This is a genomic window from Bradyrhizobium sp. WSM2254 (assembly GCF_000472645.1).
Classification (GTDB): Bacteria; Pseudomonadota; Alphaproteobacteria; order Rhizobiales; family Xanthobacteraceae; genus Bradyrhizobium; species Bradyrhizobium niftali.
Window position 1 is genome coordinate 1 of sequence record NZ_AXAB01000003.1, and the last position, 20,112, is coordinate 20,112.

20 protein-coding genes are annotated in these 20,112 nt (G+C 65.1%); 7 read left to right on the forward strand and 13 right to left on the reverse strand.

The window, feature by feature from the left end; all coding sequences use genetic code 11:
* From A3M7_RS43710 to A3M7_RS0104935, 6 genes are all read right to left on the reverse strand, one after another.
* Positions 1-202, reverse strand: a 202-nt coding sequence (locus A3M7_RS43710) for a hypothetical protein (RefSeq protein WP_156936824.1), incomplete at its 3' end; no start/stop codon positions are given.
* Between the two features lie 81 nt (positions 203-283).
* Positions 284-1,498: a kynureninase gene (gene kynU, locus A3M7_RS0104915; RefSeq protein ID WP_049823219.1), complete on the reverse strand. Its 1,215-nt coding sequence runs from the start codon at positions 1,496-1,498 to the stop codon at positions 284-286.
* 2 nt (positions 1,499-1,500) lie between these two features.
* Complete coding sequence (gene kynA / locus A3M7_RS0104920) at positions 1,501-2,340, reverse strand: tryptophan 2,3-dioxygenase (protein WP_027542920.1); 840 nt, start codon at positions 2,338-2,340, stop codon at positions 1,501-1,503.
* Positions 2,341-2,374: 34 nt separating this feature from the next.
* On the reverse strand, positions 2,375-3,184 hold the full coding sequence (locus A3M7_RS0104925; RefSeq protein WP_027542921.1) for an alpha/beta hydrolase: 810 nt from the start codon (positions 3,182-3,184) through the stop codon (positions 2,375-2,377).
* Between the two features lie 391 nt (positions 3,185-3,575).
* Positions 3,576-4,853 carry an ArgE/DapE family deacylase gene (locus tag A3M7_RS0104930; protein ID WP_027542922.1) on the reverse strand — a complete coding sequence of 426 codons (1,278 nt, stop codon included), beginning with the start codon at positions 4,851-4,853 and terminating at the stop codon, positions 3,576-3,578.
* 53 nt (positions 4,854-4,906) lie between these two features.
* The gene (locus tag A3M7_RS0104935) at positions 4,907-5,632 is read right to left on the reverse strand and encodes a pyridoxamine 5'-phosphate oxidase family protein (protein ID WP_027542923.1); all 726 of its coding nucleotides are present in this window, start codon (positions 5,630-5,632) and stop codon (positions 4,907-4,909) included.
* 76 nt (positions 5,633-5,708) lie between these two features.
* Between A3M7_RS0104935 and A3M7_RS0104940 the strand changes: the two genes are divergently transcribed.
* Together A3M7_RS0104940 and A3M7_RS0104945 are read left to right on the forward strand one after the other, a co-directional pair.
* Positions 5,709-7,178: a PLP-dependent aminotransferase family protein gene (locus A3M7_RS0104940; RefSeq protein WP_027542924.1), complete on the forward strand. Its 1,470-nt coding sequence runs from the start codon at positions 5,709-5,711 to the stop codon at positions 7,176-7,178.
* A gap of 67 nt (positions 7,179-7,245) precedes the next feature.
* Positions 7,246-7,491: a DUF6719 family protein gene (locus A3M7_RS0104945; RefSeq protein WP_027542925.1), complete on the forward strand. Its 246-nt coding sequence runs from the start codon at positions 7,246-7,248 to the stop codon at positions 7,489-7,491.
* Between the two features lie 12 nt (positions 7,492-7,503).
* On the opposite strand, the gene A3M7_RS0104950 is transcribed toward A3M7_RS0104945, so the two are convergent.
* Positions 7,504-7,866, reverse strand: a complete 363-nt coding sequence (locus A3M7_RS0104950) for a hypothetical protein (RefSeq protein ID WP_027542926.1) — start codon at positions 7,864-7,866, stop codon at positions 7,504-7,506.
* A gap of 34 nt (positions 7,867-7,900) precedes the next feature.
* The gene (locus A3M7_RS49520; protein WP_198033702.1) at positions 7,901-8,065 is read right to left on the reverse strand and encodes a hypothetical protein; all 165 of its coding nucleotides are present in this window, start codon (positions 8,063-8,065) and stop codon (positions 7,901-7,903) included.
* A gap of 416 nt (positions 8,066-8,481) precedes the next feature.
* Between A3M7_RS49520 and A3M7_RS0104960 the strand changes: the two genes are divergently transcribed.
* Positions 8,482-8,691 (forward strand): hypothetical protein, encoded by a 210-nt coding sequence (locus A3M7_RS0104960; RefSeq protein ID WP_027542927.1) that lies wholly within the window; start codon positions 8,482-8,484, stop codon positions 8,689-8,691.
* Positions 8,692-8,747: 56 nt separating this feature from the next.
* On the opposite strand, the gene A3M7_RS0104965 is transcribed toward A3M7_RS0104960, so the two are convergent.
* A complete protein-coding gene (locus A3M7_RS0104965) occupies positions 8,748-9,296 on the reverse strand; it encodes a CreA family protein (protein ID WP_027542928.1) in 549 nt (182 codons plus the stop codon).
* A 208-nt stretch (positions 9,297-9,504) separates the two neighbouring features.
* Between A3M7_RS0104965 and A3M7_RS0104970 the strand changes: the two genes are divergently transcribed.
* From A3M7_RS0104970 to A3M7_RS0104985, 4 genes are all read left to right on the forward strand, one after another.
* The gene (locus tag A3M7_RS0104970) at positions 9,505-11,133 is read left to right on the forward strand and encodes a L,D-transpeptidase family protein (RefSeq protein WP_027542929.1); all 1,629 of its coding nucleotides are present in this window, start codon (positions 9,505-9,507) and stop codon (positions 11,131-11,133) included.
* A 113-nt stretch (positions 11,134-11,246) separates the two neighbouring features.
* The gene (locus A3M7_RS0104975) at positions 11,247-11,816 is read left to right on the forward strand and encodes a glutathione peroxidase (RefSeq protein WP_027542930.1); all 570 of its coding nucleotides are present in this window, start codon (positions 11,247-11,249) and stop codon (positions 11,814-11,816) included.
* 163 nt (positions 11,817-11,979) lie between these two features.
* Positions 11,980-13,005, forward strand: coding sequence for a polysaccharide deacetylase family protein (locus A3M7_RS0104980; RefSeq protein ID WP_027542931.1), 1,026 nt, complete (start codon positions 11,980-11,982; stop codon positions 13,003-13,005).
* Positions 13,006-13,013: 8 nt separating this feature from the next.
* A complete protein-coding gene (locus tag A3M7_RS0104985; protein ID WP_027542932.1) occupies positions 13,014-13,565 on the forward strand; it encodes a dihydrofolate reductase in 552 nt (183 codons plus the stop codon).
* Positions 13,566-13,749: 184 nt separating this feature from the next.
* Here A3M7_RS0104985 and A3M7_RS50370 read toward each other — a convergent pair whose 3' ends face one another.
* The 4 genes from A3M7_RS50370 to A3M7_RS0105000 all read right to left on the reverse strand — a co-directional run bounded on the left by A3M7_RS50370 (position 13,750) and on the right by A3M7_RS0105000 (position 20,082).
* A complete protein-coding gene (locus A3M7_RS50370) occupies positions 13,750-15,021 on the reverse strand; it encodes an autotransporter outer membrane beta-barrel domain-containing protein (protein WP_049823220.1) in 1,272 nt (423 codons plus the stop codon).
* Positions 14,948-16,657 carry an autotransporter-associated beta strand repeat-containing protein gene (locus tag A3M7_RS50375; RefSeq protein WP_049823221.1) on the reverse strand — a complete coding sequence of 570 codons (1,710 nt, stop codon included), beginning with the start codon at positions 16,655-16,657 and terminating at the stop codon, positions 14,948-14,950. Before A3M7_RS50375 ends, A3M7_RS50370 begins: the two co-directional genes overlap by 74 nt.
* 323 nt (positions 16,658-16,980) lie before the next feature.
* Positions 16,981-17,433, reverse strand: coding sequence for a DoxX family membrane protein (locus A3M7_RS0104995; protein ID WP_027542933.1), 453 nt, complete (start codon positions 17,431-17,433; stop codon positions 16,981-16,983).
* A 339-nt stretch (positions 17,434-17,772) separates the two neighbouring features.
* Entirely contained in the window at positions 17,773-20,082 is a 2,310-nt protein-coding gene (locus A3M7_RS0105000) for an NADP-dependent malic enzyme (protein ID WP_027542934.1), read from the reverse strand.
* Between the last annotated feature and the right edge of the window lie 30 nt (positions 20,083-20,112).

Genomic DNA, 20,112 nt, shown 5'->3' on the forward strand with positions numbered 1-20,112 from the left:
CCACTTCCTCGCCACTCCGCAGATACCGATTGTAATACTTGCGGAACGTCTGCGAGCAGGTCCCGTGGTGCCGGTAGAAGTCGCCAACCCGCTTGAACAGCGGCGATCGCCCAGCCTTCACCGCCTCATACTCCGGAATCAGAAAACGCCACTTCTGCAGATAGTTGCGCTCAATCGTCCGGTCGTAGCTATTGTCGCGCATCGGATCCGTCCTCCAGCGGAGCGATCCAATCAGCGAATTAGTGAACATGCACAGCAATGACGTCGAGCCAGACACCCTTTCTCACGTCACCGCATTCACGACCTGATATTCCGGCCGCCGCCACACCTCGCCTGCGATCACCTCCTCGATGATCTCGGCCGCCCTCATCACCTCGGCCTCGCCGATATACAGCGGTGTGAGGCCGAAGCGCATGATGTCGGGGGCGCGGAAATCGCCGATGACGCCGCGGGCGATCAGGGCCTGCATGGCGGCGTAGCCGCCATCGAAGGCGAAGGAAACTTGCGAGCCGCGGCGCTCATGCGCACGCGGGGTCACCAGCTCTAAGGACGGGCAGCGGCGCTCGACTTCGGCGATCAGGAGATCGCCGAGCGCCAGCGAGCGCGCGCGGACCTCGGCGATATCGACGCGGTCCCAGATGTCGAGCGAAGCCTCGAGCGCTGCCATCGCCAGCACCGGCGGGGTGCCGACGCGCATGCGCTCGATGCCGCCGGCGGCGACATAGGCGAGTTCAAACGCGAACGGCTTTGCGTGACCCATCCAGCCCGACAACGCGGCGCGCGCACTGTCGGCGTGGCGCGGCGCGACGTAGAGGAAGGCCGGCGCGCCGGGACCGGCGTTGATGTATTTGTAGGTGCATCCCGCGGCGAAATCGGCACCTGAGCCGGCGAGATCGACCGGCAGCGCGCCGGCCGAATGGGCAAGATCCCAGACCGTGACGATGCCGAGCGCATGGGCTTTTTCCGTCAGCTTCGCCATGTCGTGGCGGCGACCGGTGCGGTAATCGACCTCCGTGATGTAGAGGACCGCGATCTCCTCCGACAACGCAGCCTCGATCTCCTCCGGCGCGACCAGGCGCAATTGATGCCCGCGCCCGAGCGTCGCGATCAAGCCTTCGGCCATGTAGAGGTCGGTCGGGAAATTGCCGGTGTCTGACAGGACGACCTTGCGCGATGCGTTCATGTCGAGCGCAGCGGCGAGCGCCTGGTAGACCTTGAGCGACAGCGTGTCTCCGACCATCACCGAGCCTGCGTCCGCGCCGATCAGCCGGGCGATGCGATCGCCGACATGGCGCGGCTGGGCATACCAGCCCTCGCTGTTCCAGGCACGGATCAGCTCATTGCCCCACTCGGTGGTGATGACGCGGTTGACGCGCTCGGCAACGCCCAGCGGCAGCGCGCCGAGTGAATTGCCGTCGAGGTAGATCACGCCGTCAGGCAGATGGAACAGCGCCTTGGTGTCGTCATAGACGCGAAGCTTCGACTTGGTCATGGACATCTCTAGAGAATGGTACGGACGCGCCAGAGTTCGGGGAACAGCTCGATCTCCAGCATACGCTTGAGATAGCTGACGCCGCCGGTGCCGCCGGTGCCGCGCTTGAAGCCGATGACCCGCTCGACCGTCGTCACGTGGTTGAAGCGCCAGCGCCGGAAATAGTCCTCGAAGTCGACCAGCTTCTCGGCGAGCTCGTAGAGCATCCAGTGCGTCTCCGGCGCCTGGTAGACGATACGCCAGGCCTGCAGCACGCCTTCGTTGAAGCTGTGGGTCTCGTGGACATCGCGCGATAGCACCGCGGCCGGCATCTTGAGCCCGTTGCGGTCGGCGAGACGCAGCACCTCGTCATAGAGGCTCGGCGTCGCGAGCTCGGCTTCGAGCAGCTTCGTCGTCTCGACATCGTGCGCGTGCGGCTTCAGCATGGCGTGGTTGCGATTGCCGAGCAGATATTCGATCAGCCGATACTGGCGCGACTGGAAGCCCGAGGACTGCCCGAGCTGCGAGCGAAAGCGCGTATATTCGCTCGGCGTCATGGTGCGCAGCACGTCCCAGGCGCCGTTGAGCTGCTCGAAGATGCGCGACATCCGCGCCAGCATCTTCATCGCGGGCTGCACCTCGTCCCGGGCGATGGCACGGCGCGCGGCGCTGAGTTCGTGGATGGCGAGCCGCATCCACAGCTCGGTGGTCTGATGCTGGATGATGAACAGCATCTCGTCATGCGCCTCCGACAGCGGATGCTGCGCGCCGAGGATCGCATCCAGCGCCAGATAATCGCCATAGGACATGCGCCGGGCGAAATCGGTCTCGGCGCCTTCGCTTGCAGGATCGTAATCGCTGGACGTCATGGCTGGCCCTCTCGATCGATCATACCCGGCCTGCTCAGTCGAGGCCGATCAGGCGCGCGGTGATCTGCGACGACGGATCCTTGAGCCCGTCGATCACGGTGAAATGGTTCAGCGCCGGCTCGACGACGAGGCGCGTCGGCACGTCGAAGCCGGTCCAGACATTGGCCAGCAGGTCGGACTGGCGGATGAATTCGGGCCGCTCGCCGCCGCCGACCCAGGCGGTCACGGGCGAATGCCCACGCGGCAAATGCAGCGCCGCGCTTTCGAGCGTCGCTTCCTCCATGGTCATGCCCAGCGTCTCGTTCATCTTCGTCTTGAGCAGCGGACGCAGGTCGTGCAGGCCGCTGATCGAGAGCGTGCCGGCAATGCGGCTGTAGACGGCGGGCTCCAGCCGGCTGTCATCGCACAGCATGCGCGTGACGAGATGGCCGCCGGCCGAGTGGCCGGCGAGGTGGATCGGACCCGCGACAAGCGAGGCCGCTTTCGCGATCGCGGCGGTGATTTCGGCGGTGATGTCGGAGATGCGTGCAGCCGGCGTCAGCGTGTAGCTCGGCAGCGCCACGGTCCAGCCATGGTGCCGCGCGCCTTCGGCAAGATCGGTCCAGGTCGACTTGTCGAAGCGCATCCAGTAGCCGCCATGGACGAAGACGACGAGCCCCTTGCTGTCGCCGTCGGGCAGGACCAGGTCGAAGCGCTGGCGTTCACCGGTGCCATAGGCAATGTCGGCGCGAAAATCCTTCAGTCCGGCGCGGTAGGCTGCCGCCCGCTCCGCCCACTGCGCCGGCATCTTGTCCGAGCCCGGGATATGGGCCGAATTGGCGTAAGCGTCATCCCAATCGCGCATCGTTACTCCCTCGGCGGACTCAAGGCCTTGCGATCCGCCTTCGCCCTTCGGGTGCAGCGGACAAATCAGGCGCCAGTCTGCCACCGGGAACGGCCGCATCCTAGTCTTTATTTTAAGCTTAAAGTATTTCGGAGCGCCGGTGGATTGGGCAGCAGTCGCACGAACCGGCAATATATCTCCCCTCACCCTGAGGAGCCGCGAAGCGGCGTCTCGAAGGGCGAGGCCACCGGCCGGTCCTTCATCCTTCGAGACGCCCGTTCCGCGCTCTTCAGGATGAGGGTCTGGCAGCACACGCCGTCATGGCGAGCGCAGCGAAGCAATCCAGAATCTTTCCGCGGGGGCAGTCTGGATTGCTTCGTCGCAAGAGCTCCTCGCAATGACGGTCGAGAGACTACGCCTTCTCCACCCCGCACCACTCCGCGATGAACAGCGCCATCGCCTTGGTCGTCTTCTTCAGCGAGCCCAGATCGACATATTCGTTGAAGCCGTGCATCTCGCCGCCGCTGGCGCCGAAGCAGAGGCTCGGGATGCCGTGGTTAAGGCCGTAGAAGCGGGTGTCGGTGAGCGCGGTGAAGACGAGGTCCTCGACCGCGCCGCCATAGACCTTGTTGAAGGCCTTGCCGAATGCGGCCTCGGGCGCCGCCGCGTCGGTCAGCTCATAGCCTTCCGACAGGAAGCCGGACCATTCGACCTCCGGCGGGTTGTTGGCCAGGAAGCGGTGGTTGCGCGAGGCAGCAGTGACGCAGGCCAAGATCTCCTTCTGGTGATCGGCCACCGACCAGCCCGGCAGGATCGCGATGCGGCAGTCGACATCGCACCAGGCCGGCACGCTCGAGGCCCAATCGCCGCCCTTGATGATGCCGGGGTTAAAGTTGATGGGATGGTTGAGCGTATTGAAATGGCGATCGGCCTTCGCCCGCTCGTTCCATTCGATCTCGAGCTTTTGCAGGGCATGGACGAGATGATAGGCCGCCATGATCGCGTTGGAGCCGGAGCCGGCGAACGCGACATGGGTCGGATGGCCCTTCACGCGCAGGCGAAACCAGATCACGCCGACCTGCGAGCGCACCATCTTGCCGCCGGTCGGCTCCGGGATGAAGCAGGCGTCCGCGCGATAGCCGCGCTGGAGCGTCGAGAGCGCGCCGACGCCTGTGCTCTCCTCCTCGATGACGGACTGGAAGTGAATCCGCCCCGTCGGCTTGAGGCCCGCGGCCTTGATCGCATCCAGCGCATAGAGTGCGCCGATCGTGCCCGACTTCATGTCGCAGGCACCGCGGCCGAACATCTTGCCGTCCTTGATGACGGGCGAGAATGGCGGCGTGTCCCACAATTCCAGCGGACCCGCCGGCACCACGTCGCAGTGGCCCTGGAGGATCAGCGATTTGCCGCCATTGGTTTGCGGACGGTAGGTGCCCACCACCGAGCGCGCCTTGGAGAAATCATGCTCGATCGGACCGAAGCCGCGCAGATCCTTCAAATCGTCGACATTGATGTGCCAGTCGTCGACCTCGTAGCCGCGCGCGCGCAGGAGGTCGCCGATCATGTCCTGGCACGGCCCCTCGGCCCCGCGGGTCGAGGGGATCGCGACGAAATCGCGGGTGGTCGCAAGCTGGGCTTCGAAGCCGGCATCGACGGCGTCAAGAATCCTCTGCTGCGTTTCGGCATTCATCAGGCAACTCCAGGCATTCGAATGGTCCCAAGGAGCGCGCAAGCTAGCCGATTTCAGCCGTTCGGGTACTCCACAAAATAAGCATCCCGCAATGCATCTTCGAGCAGGCGGCCTTCGGAATAGCCATTGAGCGTGGCAGGGCGCGTCACGCCGTCGAGCAGGCGCGGGCACGGCTCCGGCGCGCCGAGCACGGTGCGCACGGGAATGCGCTCGGCGTAGATCGGCAACGCATAGTCCTCGTCGTCGTCGGCAACGCCCTTGGCGCGGATCTTGGCCGAGGCCTCCTCGATCTCCATGGCGATGAAGGAGGTCGCCTTGATCTCCTGCGTGTTGCTCGCCCGCAGGCTGGCGGTGCGGTCCGGGAAAAAGCGGTCGACCATGGCGATCACCGCCCGCTCCTTCTCCTCGGGGTCGGTGACGAGATAGGCCGTGCCGAACGCCATCACCGCGCGATAATCGGCGGAATGATTGAAGCCGCAGCGCGCCAGCACGAGGCTGTCGAGATGGGCGACCGTGAGGCAGACGCGCTCGCCCCTGGTCTGATTGCGCAGCATGCGGCTGGCGCTCGAGCCGTGCCAGTAGAGCTTCGTCCCCTCGCGCCAGAAGAAGGTCGGCGTGCAATAGGGCTGCCCGTCGATCGCGTAGGAGACGTGGCAGAGCATCGAGGAATCCAGGATGCGATGAACCGTGTCGTGATCGTAGAAGCCCCTGTCGTGACGGCGCTTCACCTGGTTGCGCGCTGACGTCGGATACGAATTGGAAGTCTCGGTCTGGCTCACGGCCGCTCCTGTTGCGGATTGGAACAATTCCAGAGCAGTTGTAGCGGCCGATTTGGTCTGCGATAGTGCCAATTCCATGCAAAAAATTCCAACCAATTCCCTCTCGCCCGCCAAGACCGAATTGCCGCTCGACCTCACCGGGGCGCACATCACGGCCGGCGCGTCCGCGGCGCACCGGCTGTACCAGGCACTGTGCGAGATGATCGTCTCAGGCCTCGTCAAGCCCGGCGAGCCGCTGCCGCCCTCGCGGACGCTGGCGCGGCAAACGGGCTTCCGCCGCAACGCCGTCGTCACCGCCTATGAACGCCTGATCGCCGACGGCTTTGCGGAAGCCACCGTCGGCTCCGGCACCTTCGTCGCCGCACGCATCCCGTCTCGCGCGGCCGAGCCGAAGAAGCCGAAGGCGACTGTCGAAGCGCCGCAGCAAGGCGCGTTCGCGCTTGGCTGCACCCATATCGACGAGCGCGCCGTGCAGCGCTTCCGCGCCTTTGTCGGCCGGCGCATGCGCGCGTTCGGGGCAGAGCATCTGCACTATGGCGATCCGCGCGGCAGCCGCGAACTGCGTGCGGCGATTGCCGATCATCTGCTGTCGGCGCGCGGCCTGCGCTGCGACCCCGACCAGATCATGTTGACGTCAGGCACGCTGCACGCGCTGCGCATCGTGCTGAGCGCGATCCTGAAGGCGGGTGACCAGGTCTGGTGCGAGGACCCGGGATATCCCACCGCACGCAAGACCATCGCGCATTGCGGCTATCGCACCGTGGCCGTGCCCGTCGACGCGCACGGGATGCGTATCGCCAAGGGCCGCATGGCGGCGCCGTCCGCGCGCGCGGCCTATGTGACGCCGTCGCACCAGTTTCCGCTGGGCGTGCAGATGTCGATGCCGCGGCGGCTCGAGCTGCTCGACTGGGCCAGGCAGGCCGGCGCCTTCGTGTTGGAGGACGATTACGACAGCGAGTTCCGCTATGACGGCGCGCCGCTGATGTCACTGGCCGGCATCGATCATCTCCAGCGCGTGATCTACATGGGCACGTTTGCCAAGACGCTGTTTCCGGGCCTGCGCATCGGCTATTGCGCCCTGCCCGAGCGCCTGATCGCTGACGTGACGGCCGCGCGCGCCGCGCTCGACCGCTTTCCCGGCACTCTGATGGAGGGCGCTGTGGCCGACATGCTCAACTCCGGCGCCTTTGCCGCAAACCTGAAGCGGGTGCGAAAGCTCTATCGCGAGGCACGCGACGCGCTGGCCGAGACGCTGGAAGCCAGGTCCGACGGTGTGCTGTCCGTGCCGGTGCCGTCGCAGGGCCTGCATCTTGTCGCAAGGTTCGATCCATCGGTCGATCTGTCGGTCGCGGCAGAGGCGAAGCAGGCGGCCGGCACGGAAGGCTGGCTGTTGGCCGACACCTATTCGCGCGCACGCCCGATGCCCGGCTTCGTGCTCGGATTTTCGGGGCACGCAGTTCCGAAGCTCGTGGCATCCGCGGAACGGCTCGCGCGGGAATCGCGAGCGGCGTTGCGCGTGAACGGCAGATCGGCGCGGCGAGCGTGACGAAGCTTCGCTGTCAGAATCGCCGACCGATCCCTACATTGCGGCATTGATTCCGGGAGCCCTCATCATGTCACTCCGCCGCGCAGCCTGCCTCTCGCTCCTGATCGCCACAGCGCTCGCCTCGACGGCACGCGCAGGCACCGTCGGGCGCGAGCAGGACGTCGTGGATCTCAAATTGGGCCAGCGTGTGCTGGTGGATGACGGAACCTGCCCGGCCGGACAGGTCAAGGAGGTGCGCGGCGCGAAGATGACCGACAAGGGAATCTCGCGCACGAGTTCCTGCGTGCCGCGGCACGGTCCAAAAACGAAATGATGACCTGAGAGGCTACTTCGCCGGATCGAACATGCACTGCAAGGTGGGCTTGGCGATCTTGGTGAAGGTCGGGCCGATCTCGCCCTGCTTGGACGTCGGCACCCAATCGGTCTCGATGGTCGGCACGCCGGTTTCGCTGATGCCCCGCAGCAGCGCCTCGCGCAGATCGCGGTCCTCGACGACGGCGGCGGCATGGTCATGCAGACAGCCGCAAACTTCCTCCGGATGTTCCCAGCGACCCTGCATGCGCGGCGCGCACTGACGGACGAATTCGCCGCGAGGGTCGGGGATCCTGGAGGGCGCGCGCACCTGCGCCTGTACGGACGTGATGGTCACGAGGGAAATGAACACTGCGGCGCAGAAACGAACGAGCATGATGGCCTTTGCCGGCTGATTTTCTTGTTGGCGATCAGAAGCGCGCGGCGACCACGATCGGCTGCGGCGCCGGGACGATGACCGGCGAGCCGCTGTACTGGAACGTGCCGATACCGGGCAGATTGCCGTCGGGCGCGCCCGCGAACGAGGAACCGGCGAGGACGAAACCGAAAGCAAGGATAAAGCTGAGTGCGCGCATGGTCTTGTCCCTCAATTCCGCCGCCGGCGCTTCGCCGTCGTCGTTGTGAAGCTGATAACCATGGGTGGTTTCGCGCGTGATGCGCCAAAGACAGAAAATGGTTTCATCTCCGTGAGAATTGTTTCGTCCGGTCCGACGCGACGAAACAATTCTCGGAAAATGCCAATCATTTCAGTCAGGTTGCACCGCAGCTCAAGGGAACCCGGCAAGTCCTTGTTCCAGCGCGGATATGCCTAGGGCATGGCGGCCGTCATGCGCGCGCCTTGCGCGCTTCACACGCGTTTTACGTTTTTCTGCTGAAGAGAAGCCAAACGAAGGTTGGGCCCTGTCGAACCGGGGGCGCTTCGGCTGCGACCCAAGCCATCGAAACCGAGACGCCCGGATCACCGGGCGCGATCACGTGAGGGATGGCCATCATGATGGCGCAAGATCGCGCAACGACGCGCGAGGCGGACCAGTGGACGGACCGCGGAGATCAACGAGCTGTTCGCAGCCTCGCCACCTCGCCGGGCGAAATGGCGCTGCAATCGAGCCGCGGCTTTGATGCCGCGCCGCAGATGTTCGTGCGGCTCACCGGCTCGCATCTCGCAAAACCGCGCGTCAGCCGCGCTGCCGTCACCGAGTGAACGCAAACACGTCACCCGGCGAACGCAACGGCGTCACTGAGTGAACGCACACGGCGTCACTGAGTGAAGAACTCGCCGCACTTCTGGACGTTGGCGTCCGCCGGTCCCCACGGCATGATCGGCACGGTCGAGGTCGAGTTCTTCGGCGACCCCTCGATCAGCTTGTCCGAATAGACCATGTAGACCAGGACGTTGCGCTTGGAGTCACAGCCGCGCACGATCTGCATCTTCTTGAAGAACAGCGAACGGCGCTGGCGGAACATGTCGTCGCCTTGCTCCATCTTGTTCTTGAACTTGATCGGACCGACCTGGCGGCAGGCGAGCGAGATGTCCGAGACCTCCTCGGCAAGGCCGAGCCAGCCCTTGAAACCACCCTTCTCCGGCACGGTGAAATGACAGGCGACGCCTTCCACCTCGGGATCGTCGAGGCCGTAGGTCGCGAGCTTGTCGTTCGGGCTGACCCATTTGAAGACGGTCGAGCGGCGGAAGATCAGATCCGGCTCGTCGGCAGCCAGGGCGGAAGCCATCGGCATGACCAGAGCCAGGAGGAATAAAGCAAGGCCTTTCAAGCGGATGCCGGAAAGACCGGGGAAACGAGATGACATGAAGTTCTCCGGTAACGAGTGCCTGCAATGTAGGGATGCGACGGCCGGACAGGAAGGCGACGGACAAGCCGCCGCGGCCGCCGTTTACCGCTCCGTGAGGCTTTTTTGCTACGTCTTGGACAAATGTAGCTGATGGCAGAACTGCCTTGCTGGTGAACGCGTATCCCCTCTGCGAGACTAATGTCTGATTTGGATTATGGATTCGAGGATGAATAGCGTGAACGGGTCCGGTTCTGCTGCAAAGCGGCTGTGGCAGGTCGCCATTTTGACGGCGGCGGGCGCAATCGGTACGGCAAGCCAGGCGGAAGCAGCGTTTTACTACTGGACGGATTATTCCGACGGGTCCTACGTCTCCCGGCAGGATCGGCATCCCGAAGTCGTACGCCAGAAGCCGCAGAAGCGCGGCGCGGCCGGCAAGAACGGGGTTGCCGAGAAGGAAGTCGGCACCAAGCCGCAAGGGCCGCTCGTCATCGTCGTCTCGATCGACCGGCAGAAGGTGACGATCTACGACACCAACGGCGTGTTCGCGGAATCCCCGGTGTCGACAGGCATGAAGGGCCATTCGACGCCGATGGGCGTGTTCAGCGTCATCCAGAAGCACAAATTCCACCACTCCAACATCTATAGCGGCGCGCCGATGCCGTTCATGCAGCGGATCACCTGGTCCGGCGTCGCCATGCATGCCGGCGTGCTGCCGGGTTATCCGGCCTCGCATGGCTGCATCCGAATGCCGATGGCGTTCGCGGTGAAGATGTGGAATTGGACCAAGATGGGCGCGCGCGTGATCGTCACGCCCGGCCAGATGTCACCACAAAACTTCTCGCATCCTCTGCTCGCCTCAGTGCGCGTGCCGCCGCAGCCTGCGGCCAGCGTCGAGCCTCAGACCAATACCGCCGACAAGGCCGACAAGGGCGCGGCACAAGCCAAGGTCACCGAAGCCAAACCGCTCGAGACCAGGACCGCCAGCGCCGACAGCGTGCTCGAGCTGCGCTCGTCGGTCGGCCACACCGTGATGTCGGATATCACGACGGGCAACGCGCCGGCCCGCGAGGAAGCGGCCGCATCGGCCGACAAGGTTGAAGCGCCTGCCCTGCCCGAGACGAAAACCGCCGAAGCGTCTGACGCGGCCAAGGCGACAACCGCGACCGACGAAAAGCCCGCCGACAAGGTCGGCACCGCCAAGACCGAACCGGCAGATGCGCCGAAGTCCGAGCCCGCAAAGGCGGAGCCCGCCAAGACTGCGGAGCCTGCCAAGACTGAAGCGGCCGGCACTGCAAAGAAGCCTGACGCCGCCGTGACGGCTGCGGCACCCGCGGACGCCAAAAAGGACGAGAGCCGCGCTGCCGATCCCATGCCGGCGGCGAAGCCGGAGGCGCCCAAGCGGGCCGGCCAGATCGCGGTCTTCGTCAGCCGCAAGGATTCCAAGCTCTACGTGCGGCAGAACTTCGCGCCGCTGTTCGAGGTGCCGGTCACGATCGCCGCCAGCGACCGGCCGCTCGGCACGCATGTCTTCACCGCCGAAGTCGACAAGACCGACGCCAATGCACTGCATTGGTCGGTGATTTCGCTGCCCGTCTCCGCTCGCTCCGCCGCGCGCGAGGATGACAGCCGCGTGACGCGCCGCCAGCGTGGCGCCGCCGTGATTCCCGTCGCCGCAAAGCCGGCGATCACGCCGGACAGCCCGGCCGAGGCGCTCGACCGCATCGCGATCCCCGCCGACACAATCGCGAAGATCAACGAGATGCTGACCTCTGGCGGCTCGATCATCGTCTCCGACCAGGGCATTAACCAGGGCGAGACCGGCGAAGGCACCGATTTCATCGTCCGCCTGTACTAGGGCGCTTTCGAGCGAAGTGGCTGCCGATTCGCGTCAAGATAACGCGGTGTTGACGAGGCCGATCGCAGCGGCGGAGTAACATGCGGCCCGGATCATTTCGGGGGGATGCCGTCATGATGAACCGCAGGACCATGCTCATCGCAGCGCTTGCAGGCGCCGTCGCGCCGGTGACGCGCGCATTCGCCGATGTCGGCATGAGCCGGATCTCGGCCTACGCCTTCTCCTTCCCAGCATTGTCCGGCGACAACATCCGCCTCGCCGCTTTCACCGGCAAGCCTCTGCTGGTGGTCAACACCGCCTCGCTCTGCGGCTACACTCCGCAATATGCAGGCCTGCAAGAGCTCTGGAACGAGTTTCGCGAGCGCGGACTCACCGTGATCGGCGTGCCCTCCAATGATTTCGGCGGCCAGGAGCCAGGCGGAACGAGCGAGATCACGGAAACCGCGCACCACCAATACGGCGTTACCTTCCCGATCGCGGCCAAGGTCGCGGTGGTCGGCGCCAAGGCGCATCCGTTCTACAAATGGGCGGCCGACGCGCGGCCGAAGGATGTTCCGCGCTGGAACTTCCACAAATACCTGATCGGGCGTGACGGCTATATCGCCGAGGTGTTTGCCTCCGCCATCGAGCCGACCGATACGCGGATCAAGACGGCGGTTGCCAAGGCACTGGCCGACAGTTGACGCAACGCGCCCCATCCGGTTGGGCACAATTGTGGCGGGATGCCAAACAGCCGTTGCAATGGCGAGGGCCCACCATCTAGGCTAGGATCGTTTGGGGCAGGATGGTTTTGCCGGAGGCGAAAAGCCACGGCGGAACAACGGGATCAATCTCGAGGACAACACCATGCGTGTGGCGGCAGGACTGATTTTGGCAAGCGCGATGTCTTTAGGCATGACCGGCGCGGCATGGTCGCAGACCCCGACCGCGAAGCCCGCAGCCGCAACGGGTGCCGCACCGGCGGCGACGCCGGCCGCCGCAGCGCCCGCCGCCGCAACACCGGCCCCCGCTCCCGCAGCGGCTGCGCCAGCGGGCTTCGTCAATCCGCCGCCGCCCAAACAGGCACCGCAGCCCGCGCGCGCGGCCTGCAACACACCCGGCGCGCTCGGGGTCGCCCGCACCGTCGAGATCGACACGACAGGCGGGCCAGGCTTCGGCTTCGAGCACTTCAAGGAGCTCGACTTCCTGCGCGACAAGGAGGTGGTGTTGACCTTCGACGACGGCCCCTGGCCGAAGAACACGCCCGCCGTGCTGAAGGCGCTCGCCGATGAATGCACCACCGGCATCTTCTTCTCGATCGGCAAGCACGCGACCTATGAGCCGGAGATCCTCAAGCAGGTCTACGCGGCCGGCCACACCGTGGGCACCCACACCTGGTCGCACGCCAATCTCAACAACAAGAAGCTCACGGAAGCGCAGCGCAAGGAAGAAATCGAGAAGGGCCTTTCGGCGGTGAAGTGGGCGCTCGGCGGCATCTCGCCCTCGCCGTTCTTCCGCTTCCCGGCGCTCCAGCATCCGCCGGAGATGGTCACCTATCTCGGCAACCGCAACACGGCGATCTTCTCCTGCGACATCGACTCCTTCGACTTCAAGGCCTCCAAGCCCGAGAAGGTGGTCGAGACCGTGATGAAGAAGCTCGACGGCAAGGGCAAGGGCATCGTCCTGATGCACGACTTCCAGAAGCATACGGCAGAAGCCCTGCCCGAGCTCCTCAAGCGCCTGAAGGCAGGCGGCTACAAGGTGGTGGCGATGCGCTCCAAGTTCCCGGCGTCGACGCTGCCGGAGTACGACCAGGAGCTGCTCAAGGACATCAAGCTGCCGACGGTCAGCAACCGGCCGGTCAACAGCGTGGTGACGACGGTCTCCGAATAGCCGCGCCCTTGTCCTTCCGCATCGAAGGCTACGTCATCGTCTCCGCGGACGGCATGCTCGCCGACGCGAGCCATGTCATGCCTGACACCCTGAAGTTCGAAGGCGACAAGCTGTTCTTCGAGCAGGCGCTCGATCGCGCCGCGCTGATCGTGCACGGCCGGCACTCGCACGAGCAGCAGCCAAACTCTCCGAAGCGCAAGCGGCTGATCACGACCCGCAAGATCAAGGCGCTCACCGTCGATCCGGAGATGCCGAACGCGACATTGTGGAATCCGGATCACGCGAGCTTCGAAGAGGCCTGCGCCTTCGCCGATGTCGCCTCCGGCATGGTCGCGATCATCGGCGGTCCCGTCGTGTTCGACATGTTCATGGACCGTTACGACACGTTCTGGCTGTCGGAGGCCCCGCATCTGCGCCTGCCCGGCGGCGAAGGCTGTTTTGTCGGCGTGCCGGAGCGGACGCCGCACGAGGTGCTGGCGTCACACGGGATGAAGCCGGGCGCGCCGTTCCTGCTCGACGCAGCGCATGACGTCACGGTGACGCCGTGGCGGCGAACGTAGGTCGAGGGCGCAGAACTGACTGACGTCACGCGCAACGACGCATGGCAGGAGCGCCAGTCCGATTGAAATGGCCAGCGGCCCCTGCCGCACTTCCAATCGGGCCGCCTCAAAAGAAGCGATGGTCCGAGCTTCGAAGCTGGCAGGCGGCTGCGCCGACGTCAGCCGGACCAACGTCCTCGACCTCCTACCACACGTGGCGCAGCACGCCCTTCCCTGCAAAAGCGCGCGTGGCGCTGGAGAACTCGCTCTCGATCGTTACCGTTGCCGACCAGCCATTCAGCCATTTCGTCTCGGCCGACGCCGTCATCAGCGCGGAGTCGGAGGCCTGCGCCGCACCGTTCACGACGAAGCTTGCGCCGGGCAGCGTCCGGAAGGTCGCGCCGATCGAACGATCCGGATTGAAGTCATGAGCCCAGGCCAAGCGCCCGCGCAGCATCAGCACACCATCCGGCATCGCGAAGGATTTGTCAGCACGCAGGCCCAGTTCGCTGCGCGTATCGGTCACGGTTTTGGCCGCATAGGCGAGCGCGAACGCACCTGCACCTGCGCCCACGGTTTCCGCATAGGCCGGCAGATCGAACGTGATGAACTGGGCGGCGCCATAAGGCGTGACGCCGATGCCAGTCATCCATGGCGCGACGAAGCGATAGCCGCCTTCCACGCGGCCGGAATAGGCGTTGGCGTTGAACACGGCATGCAGGCGATCGCCGCCGGCGACTGCGACCGTGCGATCGGTCGTGACATGCTGCCAGCCATAGGCGAGCGCGGCCGAGACAAAGGCCGCATTGCTGGTATGGCGCATATAGGCGCCGGCCTGGAACAGATCGGAGCGGCCGGAGCCGAGACCGTCGACGCCAAAATTGGTGCCGCCGCCGGCAAGCGCGAAGCCCGCAAGCGTATCGGGCGAGACCCGATAGTCGGCGCCTACGGCCGCGCCATAGATGCGGCTGGTGGCATCGTTCGACCCGACGGCGGCGTTGCCGCGCGTGGTTTGCGACCCGCCGAAGCCGGATGTCCACACGCTCCAACCCGGCTCAAGCGCGGCGCGGGGCGACGCCTTGGTGAACATCGCGAATGCATCCGACCGCTTAACCGCAGCGTACGCGCGCGCCTGATCGTTCTCCTCGGCAAAGCCGGGTGCGCCGGCAGGCGAGCTCGCGCCGCCACTGCGCCCGATCGAAGGGTCCGTGATCAGGCCCATGAACTGGCCCATTGCCGCGAACGTCGTCTGCTGCGAACCGCTGCCGAGTTCACCCGAGGCCTGCGTCAGCCCGGCCGGCGAAAGCTGGGCCAGCACGACCGGCAGGCCGGTATTGGCGTTGAAGTAATTCGTCAAGACGTTGGCAACCGCTTGCTGGTTGCGGTTCAGCACGCCGGACGCGCTATAGTTCAGTGCGATAATATTGAGATAGACGTTGTTGGCGTCGTAGGTCAGCGTCGTCTGGTTTCGCGACATTGGTGTTGACGCCCGGCGCAAAGGTGGTGCCGGACATGCCCCCGCCCGCATGCAGGATTCGGTATTGCTTCGGCGCGTAGCTACCCGACGCGAAACTTGCATTCACCGTCGCACCACCGAGTGTCGCGAGTCCCGTGACATTGGCCAGGGATGCCGACGCATTGACTTGCACCAGGTAGATCGCGGCGGACGCAAAGGCGAGACTGCCGGTGATGTTGATCGAGCTTCCCGCGACAGCGTTGCCCGGCGCCAGCGTGCCGCCGCCATTGACCGCGACGTCGACGACCGTGCCCACGCCAGAGAGCGTGCCGCCATTGTTGACGTTGACGGTGCCGACGGATGACAGGTCGCCATTGACCGCGAGCGTGCCGCCATTGACGTTGATCGGACCAGCAAACGTGCTGGTGCCGGTGAGCGTCCAGATCGACGTGCCAACCTTGTTGAAGGTCGAAAAGCCCTGGTACTGCGCGGCACCGCCAAACGTACTGACGTCAAAAGTCGCCGCGCCCGCACCGCCGAGCTGGAACGTGTCGGAGCCGCCGCCCTGCACGGTGCCCGAGATCACCGAACCGGGCGCGAGCGTCAGCGTGTTTCCGGAGCCGGTCAACTGAATCGCAACCGTCGTGCCCGTGATGGTGCCGGAATTGACGATGGTCGTTCCGGATCCCGCGCCGAGACCTCCCGCGATGATGCCGGTGTGGCCGGAAACGATCCCGGAATTGTTCAGGGACAGGATGCCGACATAGATGCCGGCGACGTTGCCGGTGATGGTGCCGGAATTGATCACATTGGCTTGCGGCGCGCCCTGGAGACCGCCGGCCACGGTGCCGGTATTGGTGAGGGTCAGCTGGCTATTGGCCACGAGCGCCCAGCCGCCGGCGTTTCGCGCCTCGATCAGGCCGGAATTGGTGACATCGACGATATTGGCAAACACCGTGTTGCTGTTGCCCGAGATCGTGCCCGAATTGGTGACGGTCGCGGTGTTGAGAGCCTGGACGGAACCGTCGCCGCCACGGATCGTCCCGGAGTTGATCAGCGTGGCGTCGCCGGTGCCGCCGCGCACCGCATAGAAGCTCGCGAGCACGGAGCCTGAATTGACGACCGAGACGGTGCCGCCCGTCACTCCGTTCGGCCCCTGAATGGTGCCAATATTGACGACGGTGGCGGTCAATCCGCTGACGCCGTAGTTGACGGTCGCGGTAATCGTGCCGGAATTGGTGACGTTGACGTCGAACCCGGTGGCGCCGGAACGCCCGGAAATGCTGCCGGTATTGTTCAGGACGAGCTGACTGACGCCGACGCCCGAGCCTGCTCCCCCCGCAATGGCGCCACTGTTGTTGACGGTCGCGCCCGCAGCATAGATGCCGTTATTCGTGCCAGTCAGCGACGCGCCCGACTGGACGTTGATGGTCAGGCCGGTTTCGAAGCCCGTGCCGTAGCCTTGCGGACTGTTCTGGTTGGTCGTTGAGCCCGAGCAGGTGACCGTCGCGTCTTGAAGGATAGTCGGCGACGTCGTCGGCGTGCAGGCCGCGAGTGCTGCCCCGCTGTACGCGAGCCACGCGGCCGTGGCGCCCGCGAGACTGAGACCAACAGATACAAAAACGGGCGGCTTCGAAAAACGGGTAGCAGGCAACATCCAAGGGCCTCGCTAGCCCAGTCCAGAAGATGGCAGACACAAATCGAAAATCGGGAAACCGAATCGCATACGCGGAAGCAACCCGACATCAAATCTACAGGAAGCGGATCATGGAACAAGAACGCCGCTTGCCGCATGTGCGCCGTCCCGGCGGCGAAGGCTGTTTCGTCGGCGTGCCCGGCGCGCCGCACCAACGCTCCAGGGGATCATGCTGGGAGACCCCAACCCATCCCGGCCGCGCTTCGACAAAATATCGAAAACACCCCCATGCAAAGTAGAATGGCCCGGTCGGCCGGGATGCTTCGAGCGCCGCCTGCGAAGCCCTACACGTCCCCGTACGCCGCCTCGGCCGGGCGCGTGGTGCGGCCGTAGCCGATGATCATGCAGAGCGCCCCGATGATCGAGAGATTCTTCAGCGCGTCGACCAGCATCTTGGCGTTGTCGGGCGGCGCCAGATTCCAGAAATCGTAGAACAGCACGGTCGCGACCGCGACGTAGATGATCAGCAGCATGGCAAAGAACCGCGCGCCGAAGTTCAGCGCGATCATCAAGCCGGCGATGACCTCGAGCGCGCCGACCGCGATGGCCAGCAGTTGCGGTGTCGTCATGGCGCTCGCCGTCTCGATCTGCTTGGCGTAAGGCGCGATGATTTCAGGCACCACGACCTTGGTGGCGATGAAATCGGCGGTCGCCTGGATGGCGAACAGCTTTGTGGCGCCCGTGTAGATGAACAGCACGGCAAATAGAATTCGCCCGAAAGTCACGAACGCTGGCATGATCGGCCTCTTGGCTCAGGCTTTCTAAAATCGGAACCTGGACGAAAGTCCCGAGCGATTATGAAGAGTCGTTCGCCGGTTTACAAACGGGGAAATGGAGAACTGCGAGTAATTCAAAGCTGGCCGCGCGCCATTCGTTGGCGCTCCCTGGCGGAATCGAACCGAGGACGGCGCGATTGGCCACAACGATCTCGACGTCATAGCCGGGCTTGACCCGGCCATCCACGACTTAGCTCGCAGTACAAAGGACGTGGATGCCCGGGCCTTCGCCGCGCCGAAGCGGCTTCGGCCGCGCGGGCGGGACAAGCCCGGGCATGACGAGTTCGCGGAACGTCAGGCTTATGTAAACAATGTCGGCTGCTGCCGCGCCGCGCGCTCCTGCGCTTCCACGACGGCGACTGCGGTCATGTTGAGGATGCCGCGCGCGGTCACCGAGGGGGTGAGGATGTGCGCCGGGCGCGCCGGGCCGATCAGGATCGGGCCGACGGGCAGCGCGTCCGCGAGCGACTTGATCATCTGATAGGCGACGTTGGCGGTGTCGAGGGTCGGCATGATCATGATGTTGGCCTCGCCCTCGAGCTTGGAGTGCGGCAGCACCATCCTGCGCGCAGCGGCCGAGAGCGCGGTATCGCCCTGCATCTCGCCGTCGGCCTCGATCTCCGGATGCTTGTCCTTCAGGAGCTGGGTCGCCCGCCGCATCTTGCGCGAGGATTCGGTGTCGTAGCTGCCGAAATCGGAATGCGAGACGAAGGCGATCTTCGGCTTGATGTTGAAGCGCTGGACGTGGACTGCCGCGAGCGAGGCGATCTCGGCGAGTTCTTCCGCGCTCGGATTGGGGCGAACCTGCGTGTCGGCGATGAAGAAGGCGCCCTTGCTGGTGATCAGCAGCGCCAGCGCCGCATAGTCGCTGATGCCCGGCGAGAAGCCGACGATCTCGCGGACATGGCGCAGATGGCTCATGTAGCGGCCCTCGACGCCGCAGAGCATCGCATCCGCCTCCCCGCGCGTCACCGCGAGCGCGGCGATGACGGTATTGTTGGTGCGCACCACCGTGCGCGCCGCATCCGGCGTCACGCCGCGGCGGCCGGCGACCTCGACATAGGACTGCACGTAGGATCGGTAGCGCGGATCGTCCTCGGGATTGACGAGGTCGAAATCCTTGCCGGCCTTGATCGACAGGCCGAAGCGCTTGATGCGCGCCTCCACCACGGACGGACGACCGACCAGGATCGGCGTCGCCAGCTTCTCCTCAAGCACCACCTGCGTGGCGCGCAGCACGCGCTCGTCCTCGCCCTCGGCATAGATGACGCGCACCGGCTGAGTCTTGGCCTTGGCGAACATCGGCTTCATGACGAGGCCAGAGCGGAAGGCGAAGCGCATGAGCTGCGCGGCATATTCGTCGAAATTGGTGATCGGACGCGTCGCGACGCCCGACTCCATCGCGGCCTTCGCAACCGCCGGCGCCACGCGCAGGATCAGCCGTGGATCGAACGGGCTCGGAATAAGCGAGCCCGGACCGAAGCCGCCCATCTCGCCGGTGTCGACCCCTTGCGCCACCGCATCCGACGGCGCCTCGCGGGCGAGCTGCGCGATGGCCTCGACGGCGGCGTGCTTCATCTCCTCGTTGATGGCGCTGGCGCCGACGTCGAGTGCGCCGCGGAAGATGAAGGGAAAACACAGGACGTTGTTGACCTGGTTCGGATAGTCCGAGCGGCCGGTGCAGATCATGGCGTCGGGGCGCACCTTCCGCGCCTCCTCCGGCATGATTTCGGGCGTCGGATTGGCGAGCGCCATGATGAGGGGCTTCTCGCCCATCGCCTTGGCCATCTCAGCCTTGAGCACGCCCGGTGCCGACAGCCCGATGAAGATGTCCGCGCCGCCGATGACGTCGGCAAGCGTGCGCTTGTCGGTCTTCTGCGCATAGACCGCCTTCCAGCGGTCCATCGAGGTGTTGCGGCCCTCATGCACGAGGCCGTCGATGTCGCAGACCCAGATGTTCTTGCGCTGCGCGCCCATCGACACCAGAAGATTGAGCGTCGCGATGGCCGCGGCCCCTGCCCCCGACGCCACGATCTTGACGTCCGACAGCTTCTTGCCGTTCAGCCTGAGCCCGTTGGTAATGGCGGCGGCGACGATGATGGCGGTGCCGTGCTGGTCGTCATGGAAGACCGGGATCTTCATGCGCTCCTTCAGCCGCGCCTCGATCTCGAAGCACTCCGGCCCGCGGATGTCCTCCAGATTGATGCCACCGAAAGTCGGCTCGAGCGCCGCCACGGTCTCGACCACCCGGTCGATGGTGTCGGCGGCGATCTCGATGTCGAACACGTCGATGCCGGCAAACTTCTTGAACAGGACCGCCTTGCCCTCCATCACGGGCTTGGAGGCCAGCGGGCCGATATTGCCGAGGCCGAGCACCGCGGTGCCGTTCGAGACCACAGCAACCAGATTGGCGCGGGTGGTCAGCGTCGCGGCCTCGGCGGGGTTCTTGGCGATCTCGGTGCAGGCGGCCGCAACGCCCGGGGAATAGGCAAGCGCGAGGTCGCGCTGGTTGGCAAGCGGCTTGGTCGCCTGGATCTCGAGCTTGCCGGGGCGCGGCAGACGATGATAGGCGAGCGCCGCCTGGTGGAGGTCATCAGAATAGGACGACATGCGGTCTTGCCTCGCGTTACCGGCCTCAAA

What these genes read in the sequence shown, in the direction of transcription:
- kynU (WP_049823219.1), bottom strand. Translation starts at nt 1,498, where the DNA reads ATGTCCATGACCAAGTCGAAGCTTCGCGTCTATGACGACACCAAGGCG.
- kynA (WP_027542920.1), bottom strand. Translation starts at nt 2,340, where the DNA reads ATGACGTCCAGCGATTACGATCCTGCAAGCGAAGGCGCCGAGACCGAT.
- A3M7_RS0104925 (WP_027542921.1), bottom strand. Translation starts at nt 3,184, where the DNA reads ATGCGCGATTGGGATGACGCTTACGCCAATTCGGCCCATATCCCGGGC.
- A3M7_RS0104930 (WP_027542922.1), bottom strand. Translation starts at nt 4,853, where the DNA reads ATGAATGCCGAAACGCAGCAGAGGATTCTTGACGCCGTCGATGCCGGC.
- A3M7_RS0104940 (WP_027542924.1), top strand. Translation starts at nt 5,709, where the DNA reads ATGCAAAAAATTCCAACCAATTCCCTCTCGCCCGCCAAGACCGAATTG.
- A3M7_RS0104945 (WP_027542925.1), top strand. Translation starts at nt 7,246, where the DNA reads ATGTCACTCCGCCGCGCAGCCTGCCTCTCGCTCCTGATCGCCACAGCG.
- A3M7_RS0104950 (WP_027542926.1), bottom strand. Translation starts at nt 7,866, where the DNA reads ATGCTCGTTCGTTTCTGCGCCGCAGTGTTCATTTCCCTCGTGACCATC.
- A3M7_RS49520 (WP_198033702.1), bottom strand. Translation starts at nt 8,065, where the DNA reads ATGCGCGCACTCAGCTTTATCCTTGCTTTCGGTTTCGTCCTCGCCGGT.
- A3M7_RS0104960 (WP_027542927.1), top strand. Translation starts at nt 8,482, where the DNA reads ATGATGGCGCAAGATCGCGCAACGACGCGCGAGGCGGACCAGTGGACG.
- A3M7_RS0104965 (WP_027542928.1), bottom strand. Translation starts at nt 9,296, where the DNA reads ATGTCATCTCGTTTCCCCGGTCTTTCCGGCATCCGCTTGAAAGGCCTT.
- A3M7_RS0104970 (WP_027542929.1), top strand. Translation starts at nt 9,505, where the DNA reads ATGAATAGCGTGAACGGGTCCGGTTCTGCTGCAAAGCGGCTGTGGCAG.
- A3M7_RS0104975 (WP_027542930.1), top strand. Translation starts at nt 11,247, where the DNA reads ATGATGAACCGCAGGACCATGCTCATCGCAGCGCTTGCAGGCGCCGTC.
- A3M7_RS0104980 (WP_027542931.1), top strand. Translation starts at nt 11,980, where the DNA reads ATGCGTGTGGCGGCAGGACTGATTTTGGCAAGCGCGATGTCTTTAGGC.
- A3M7_RS50370 (WP_049823220.1), bottom strand. Translation starts at nt 15,021, where the DNA reads ATGTCGCGAAACCAGACGACGCTGACCTACGACGCCAACAACGTCTAT.
- A3M7_RS50375 (WP_049823221.1), bottom strand. Translation starts at nt 16,657, where the DNA reads ATGTTGCCTGCTACCCGTTTTTCGAAGCCGCCCGTTTTTGTATCTGTT.
- A3M7_RS0104995 (WP_027542933.1), bottom strand. Translation starts at nt 17,433, where the DNA reads ATGCCAGCGTTCGTGACTTTCGGGCGAATTCTATTTGCCGTGCTGTTC.
- A3M7_RS0105000 (WP_027542934.1), bottom strand. Translation starts at nt 20,082, where the DNA reads ATGTCGTCCTATTCTGATGACCTCCACCAGGCGGCGCTCGCCTATCAT.